The 6,206-nt window shown below is 44.6% G+C and carries 7 protein-coding genes and 1 pseudogene; all 8 read right to left on the reverse strand.

All coding sequences use genetic code 11. From position 1 onward, the window contains the following. Positions 1-110 (reverse strand): annotated as a pseudogene (locus QTO00_RS12580) (GTP cyclohydrolase); the annotation flags it as partial. A gap of 155 nt (positions 111-265) precedes the next feature. Next, positions 266-439 (reverse strand): hypothetical protein, encoded by a 174-nt coding sequence (locus QTO00_RS12585; protein ID WP_331425114.1) that lies wholly within the window; start codon positions 437-439, stop codon positions 266-268. Positions 440-716: 277 nt separating this feature from the next. Beyond that, positions 717-1,190, reverse strand: a complete 474-nt coding sequence (locus QTO00_RS12590; RefSeq protein ID WP_331425115.1) for a DUF2947 domain-containing protein — start codon at positions 1,188-1,190, stop codon at positions 717-719. A gap of 27 nt (positions 1,191-1,217) precedes the next feature. Next, positions 1,218-1,796: a ribosomal protein S5-alanine N-acetyltransferase gene (gene rimJ, locus QTO00_RS12595; protein ID WP_331425116.1), complete on the reverse strand. Its 579-nt coding sequence runs from the start codon at positions 1,794-1,796 to the stop codon at positions 1,218-1,220. Then, positions 1,797-3,341 (reverse strand): transcriptional regulator TyrR, encoded by a 1,545-nt coding sequence (tyrR, locus tag QTO00_RS12600; RefSeq protein ID WP_331425117.1) that lies wholly within the window; start codon positions 3,339-3,341, stop codon positions 1,797-1,799. A gap of 100 nt (positions 3,342-3,441) precedes the next feature. Continuing rightward, entirely contained in the window at positions 3,442-4,491 is a 1,050-nt protein-coding gene (locus QTO00_RS12605) for a YcjF family protein (protein ID WP_331425118.1), read from the reverse strand. Next, positions 4,488-5,864, reverse strand: a complete 1,377-nt coding sequence (locus QTO00_RS12610; RefSeq protein WP_331425119.1) for a YcjX family protein — start codon at positions 5,862-5,864, stop codon at positions 4,488-4,490. Before QTO00_RS12610 ends, QTO00_RS12605 begins: the two co-directional genes overlap by 4 nt. Positions 5,865-5,983: 119 nt before the next feature. After that, the gene (locus QTO00_RS12615) at positions 5,984-6,169 is read right to left on the reverse strand and encodes a hypothetical protein (RefSeq protein ID WP_331425120.1); all 186 of its coding nucleotides are present in this window, start codon (positions 6,167-6,169) and stop codon (positions 5,984-5,986) included. Between the last annotated feature and the right edge of the window lie 37 nt (positions 6,170-6,206).

Here is a 6,206-nt window from a genome sequence, read left to right on the forward strand (position 1 = left end):
GCATCTATGTTACTTTTTGCACCTACTTTGAAGTCGACTCTGGCTCTTACTTCCGCCATATTTTTACTCACTTGAATATCTTTCTTTATTATTTCTGTCGCTGCATTCATGAAATGCTCCGCTCTGACTTTAACTATGGGGACTGTTACTCAGCTTTTCAATGATTAGATCATAAATGTTATAATATAACACTTTAATGCTAAGGCAACAAAAAAACCTCGCCGTAGTTGCGAGGTTTGATTAGCAAGCAATATCAATCAACGATCTAATCTTGTTGGTTTTTCCATACAGAAAGAGCAATCCAACACGCTTCAAGCTCTCTTAACTCTTCTTCAGTCAGCAACGAGAGCGTTGGCTTAGTTTGCGGTAGCGCATAAGCTTGGACCGCACTAATTTGAGCGTAAAAATCTTCACGTAATTTGGATACATTCAAAGCCACTGCTTTTCCCTAAGACTTCTTGTGATTGATGAAAAAATAACGCGTTGGAAGCATTTGTCTCAGCAATGATATCAAATTACATAAACGTCGCAAAATATAGACGAAATATTGGGCTAGAAGTCACACTATTCGTGAGGAATTAAGCTTTACTTTTCTGTTACTTAAGCGATCTATTTAGATCATATTCATCAGATTAATGATCAAGTTTAGTTCAGTGAACAAACATCACATTAAGCAACACTGACTCGACCTAGTAATCTAACCCACAAGCTTTCCGTTAATTTCTGTAGCCCAATTTAACCGTGCCTTGAGTGTCAAACCACAGTGCTTCTTTGCGACGACGACCAATCAAAATTGGACCATCATCATAAAACAAAAAGTTCTTCCAGTGCTTCTTAAACACCGACCATTTAGTCTCGATAACGTTATATTTTTCATAGCAAAAATAGACGGTTACATCGTCTTGCCAATCAATAAACTGCTCGACTTCTGGAGGCATGATCGCGTCATCCGCTTCCCATGCGACCATCCAATCAACATTTTGCTGCCAGTTTGACTCTTTCATCGGCCAATCGCTCGAACTTAAACGTTCTGCATCCGGGCTTTGTGGACTGATATTCTCTTTCCATAACTGAGAGGCGCGCGCCTGAGTCATCGGCTTGATGTAGGCTAAGTCCTCTTCCGGAACAGGCATGGACTGATGGGTGAAAATCCATTTTCTTTGGTATTCGTCCAAAGTTAGATATGACATTAAATTTCCTCTTAGCGCATTGCGCTTTTAGTCACTCTTCCAGTTAGGGTTCGTTAGTGAGGTTAGATTGTGGTCTTGCCACTTGCCATTAATTAGCAAGTAGTCTTTGGCAAAGCCCTCTTTGATAAAGCCGACCCGCTGCAATACCGCTTCGCTACGATGATTATGAGGCATGTAGCTCGCCATAACTCGGTGAATGTTCTGCACATTGAACATGTAGTTTACAGCCAGTCTCAGCGCACGCGTCATAACACCTCGCCCTTGCGCATCTTTAGCTAGTGAGTAACCTACATTACAAGCATGAAATGGGAATCGTGTGATGCTACTAAACGACACGGTACCAAGCATTTGATTGGTCTCTTTATCTATTATCAACAAGTAGTAGCCTAAACCCATTCGGTGCAGTTCATTGAGTTTGATCAGCTTGCTCGTCCAGCCGGCAAGAGTGAAAAATCCCTCTTCTCGCTTGGGTTCCCACTCTTTCAAGTGCTCTCGGTTGGCAATAAAATACTCAGAGATCAAGTAACCGTCTGTCGGCTCCGCAGTACGAACCACAATATCTTCATCTACCTCATACACAGAGGTAGGTGTACTTAATCGTTCCATTTAGTTCTTTCTGATCCCGTATTCACGTAACTTATTTGCTACTGAGGTATGAGAAACGTTCAGACGCTTAGCCAATTTTCGACTGGATGGGAAAGATTGATAAAGACGCTCCAATATCTGCGACTCGTAATCCTTCATTATCTCATCAAGCGAACCATCTAAATTCAAAGTTGGGGCATTGGCAGGCGAAGCTTCTAGCTGCGGTAGATGGAAAAGATCCGCAGTTAAGGTATCAGACTCAAGCTCAGTCAACGCTCGCAGGACCATGTTTTCTAGCTGGCGCATGTTGCCCGGCCATTGATAGCTGACTAATTGATCAATCAGTGTCTCGTCAATATTCGGTTTCGATATACCCAGTTGCTTAACGTACTTAGTGACAAACAAGTCTAACAAAGGGGCGATATCATTCGAGCGATCACGCAGTGGCGGTATCAACAGAGTTAATACATTCAAGCGGTAGAACAAGTCTTCACGGAAAGAACCCGACTCAGCAAGGTCTGCCAGTTGATGACGAGTCGAGGCAATAACTCTTACATCGACGTGTATTTCGTCTTCCTCACCCACTCGGCGGAAAGTACCGTCTTGTAAAAGGCGGAGTAACTTGATCTGTAAATGAGGGCTCATTTCACCAATTTCATCAAGGAATACCGTGCCGCCATTCGCCTGTTCAAAAATACCTTTATGGCCTTGCTCGTGATTGAACGAACCTGGAGCATGACCAAACAGTTCAGTTTCTGCAACGCCATCTGGCATTGATGCACAACTTAACACCAAAAACGGATTGGACGCGCGATGAGAGCGATTGTGACAAGCACGAGCTAGCATCTCTTTACCTGTTCCAGTCTCACCTTGGATAAGTAGCGGCTGATCTAACATCGATAGCTTTTTCGCTTGACTCATCAGAGCTTTATGGCGATTAGACAGGCCAACAAAATGCTCAAAACCAAGGTTGTTATTCAATGGAAGGGAGTCATCAAACAGTGGTTTTTCTTGCGCTGAGCGGATAATCAATACCGCACTTGCCAGCATAGATTCATTCGACTCGTCAGAAATATAAACAGGCATGATTTCCATCATGTAATCGAGACCGTTGATGACAACCTCTTCACGCTGGCGAGCAATATTGCCCTCAACCCACTTAGTGAAGTTGAGCGTTGGTATCAGATTAGAAGCTAAGTGACCTATTACTTCACTCTCTTCACCACCAAACAGTGATAGTGCCGCATGGTTGGCCATATCGACATGGCCTTTCAAATCAATCGCCAGCACGGGTTCAGGAAGGTTGTTCAGTAGAGAGATAAGCTCATTATTGTGACGCTCAATCGGCATAAACTGAATCTTGCGAACATCTTTTACCCCAGAGATACGACGGATATCTGTCATCAACTCGCTAAAAGTATCGAAATCAATATCAGGACAGTTTAAGTAGATAATTCCCGAAACATCGATTTCAATCCCTCTGAGATCGATGTTTTTTGAAGCAAGAATATCGAGTAATTCACGAGTTAGACCAAGTCGGTCTTCACAGATAACTTCAAGACGCACGGATAAGTTCCTAAGTAAGGTGTCACGAAAAGTTGACAGTAGTTTCCCTTAAGCCTAGATCCTCGTCAAGCAATCCGGTATTACTTGCTTCACATTCGCGCTATTTGATTGTAATTGCGGCGACTTTTTCAACAATCTGTTTGCGTATCGCGCCTAGTCTGACTCGCCTTTCGTTATGCCACGGAATCGGACGTAACAAAGCCATTGCCTTTAAACCTAGCCTTGCAGTCAGGATACCGACTCCAAGTCCCTGCCCTGCTCGTGCTGATACTTTGCCAGCAAGGTCCATCGACATCAGATCCATGCTCGCATCAACAGCCAGTTCACTTGCTCCGGCAGCGGCCATATTTACTAGCGTCGCTTTAAACAGTTTTATCCGCGACCAGTAGCCCAGCTCTACGCCATAAACGTCGGCTAAGTTATCGATCATCTTGAAGTTACGCCAAGCCACCAGCATCATATCGGCTATCGCCAGCGGACTTATCGCCACCAAAGCCGCTGACTCTGTTGCGTGTTGAGAGACAATTTTAGTTGCAGTTTTATCCTGCTCTGCCACAACCATAGCATCGTACATATCAAGTACTTCGGCATCACTATGAGAGGTATTGATGCTATTAATCCAACGGTCAAAACTTGGCGACTCACGCTTAATACCCGACTGCTTAGCAACGGACTCACAAAACGCCTGCCCTTTGCCTACACTGTCTGAATTGATCAGCCCTTCACTCTGCTCTTGGACACTAAAGTGGTTACGCAGTTTACGCAGCTTATATAGCTCCTTACCAATCGCACCCACACCCAATAATGAAACTGTGCCAATCAGCCCAGCCCAGCCTAATGCTAACCAGTCCGAAGTTTGTATCGCCGTCACGACATTATCAATCGCCTGCCAACCGACTAGACCAGCGAATGCCCCGACGAGCCCTGTCGCTAGCCATTTAGAACCCGATTTTGGCCGAATCACCTGCTGCAACTGAGCTTCAGCTTTGGTTTCTTCATCCTCATACTCTTTAGTTACAGGAACAAATTGCTCCTGCTGCTCAAATTGCATTTTTGCGGTCAGTTCTGGCTCTGCTTCGCTAACTTGCTGTTCAAAAGCGTCATCAAAAACTTGTTTACGCTTAAACTGAGTTTTCTCGTCTTCGGTCATTTCAGCTTATCTCCAATCAAGTATTCCAACGCCTTGTCTAATCTTATATGTGGTAAAGGCTCATCGAGCATGCCCTGCTGTGGCCTAAATGCGGTAAACTCAAACCCTTGCGTATCCCAATAATCTTGCGCAGGTAGTTTCTTTGGCACTTCACCGGGAAACACGGTCAACGCCTGTTCTTCCAAAGTCACACCTTGCAGCGCTGGATAAGACTGTTCAGCTTTATTTATGAACCCTGCCTGAGTCGCCTGAATAGAAGCCATAGTCATACAGGTCATCTCAATGTTTTCATACGACGCTGTTTGCCAAGCTGGATGTACCATTTGCTGCAGCAGCGACACTAAGTGGGTGTGCTGCTCTGGCGTTACGTGATCGGCTTTAGTCGCCGCAAACAAAATCTTGTCGATTCTCGGTGCAAACAAACGCTTCAATATATTGTTACGGCCATAACGGAAACTGTGCATAATTTGCTCGAGGGCGTGGCGCATATCATGGAAAGATTCATAACCAGCATTAAGCGGTTGTAGGCAATCCACCAGCACTATTTGGCGATCAAATGTCGAGAAGTGGCGCTTGTAAAACGCCTTCACTACTTTCTGCTGATACTCCTGATAACGCGCTTTTAGCATCGCTAAGTTGGAGCCTTTATGTGGTTTTTTCTCGGCATCAAACTGGCAAGGAAAGAACTGCAGTACTGGCGCCCCCTCCAGATCCCCAGGAAGAACAAATCGCCCCGGTTGCACCCAATGCAGCCCCTTAGCCTTACAAATGTGGAGAAACTCAGTATACAAAGCGGCGATCTCTTCGAGCTTTTTTTCATCGAGATCTTCGGTTAAATCGAGTTTTTCCAATGCCTCTAGCCAAGGTTGAGCCAAGCTTTCTCGTTCACCTTTAAGCGCATCAAACTGGCTTTGCGACCACTCGGCAAAGTCCATATCAAGCAGTGGTAAATCTAACAACCACTCACCTGGGTAATCGATAATGTCGATATGCAGAGTAGACGTACTACTAAACAGTTTTTTGGTCTTTTTATTCGGCCGATACTTGAGTGCTAAGCGAATTTCACTCACGTCACGTGTAGCTTCCGGCCAGATTGGAGGCTCTGAGTGAACATGCTGCATTGCCTCGTCATAAGCAAACCGAGGCACTAGCATGTTCGTTTGTGGTTCGCGCTTAGCCCCCACCAAGCGTTGCTCGCGCGACGCGGAAAAAAGAGGGAGATTTTGATGCGTTGAAGTGTGGAGAAGTTGATTAACCAACGAACTGATAAATGCGGTTTTCCCAGCTCGAGACAGGCCAGTAACAGCAATACGCACATGAGAGTCTAAGGTGCGATTGAGTAAGTCATTCACTTCTTTAGTAAGGTGCTTCATTCACGATCTCTTTAAAGTACTAACGCGCTTAGGATAGAGCTTTTAATCTTAATCCTAGATGAACAAAAAAGCCTCTGATAAAAATCAGAGGCTTAGTGTATCAGCGAAATCGGTTGAAGTTAGTCGTCTTCGATCAATTTGTAGATGACAAATAGCGCAATTTCTAACAACACAAATAATGCACAAGTCATGTTGACGTATTTTTCTTGAAAGATACTGATACCATGAAGCACTAGGTCGTAACCAACGAAAGCGCCAACAACCACCGCAATGATGAGCTGCAAGATCTGAATAAAACGTGGCATTTTAACTCCTGACGTGTGAACTCTAGTTAGTGTCTAT

This window comes from Vibrio sp. M260118, assembly GCF_036533755.1.
Classification (GTDB): domain Bacteria; phylum Pseudomonadota; class Gammaproteobacteria; order Enterobacterales; family Vibrionaceae; genus Vibrio.

Coding starts and splice junctions, on each gene's coding strand:
- QTO00_RS12590 (WP_331425115.1), bottom strand. CDS start 1,190: ATGTCATATCTAACTTTGGACGAATACCAAAGAAAATGGATTTTCACC.
- rimJ (WP_331425116.1), bottom strand. CDS start 1,796: ATGGAACGATTAAGTACACCTACCTCTGTGTATGAGGTAGATGAAGAT.
- QTO00_RS12605 (WP_331425118.1), bottom strand. CDS start 4,491: ATGACCGAAGACGAGAAAACTCAGTTTAAGCGTAAACAAGTTTTTGAT.
- QTO00_RS12610 (WP_331425119.1), bottom strand. CDS start 5,864: ATGAAGCACCTTACTAAAGAAGTGAATGACTTACTCAATCGCACCTTA.
- QTO00_RS12615 (WP_331425120.1), bottom strand. CDS start 6,169: ATGCCACGTTTTATTCAGATCTTGCAGCTCATCATTGCGGTGGTTGTT.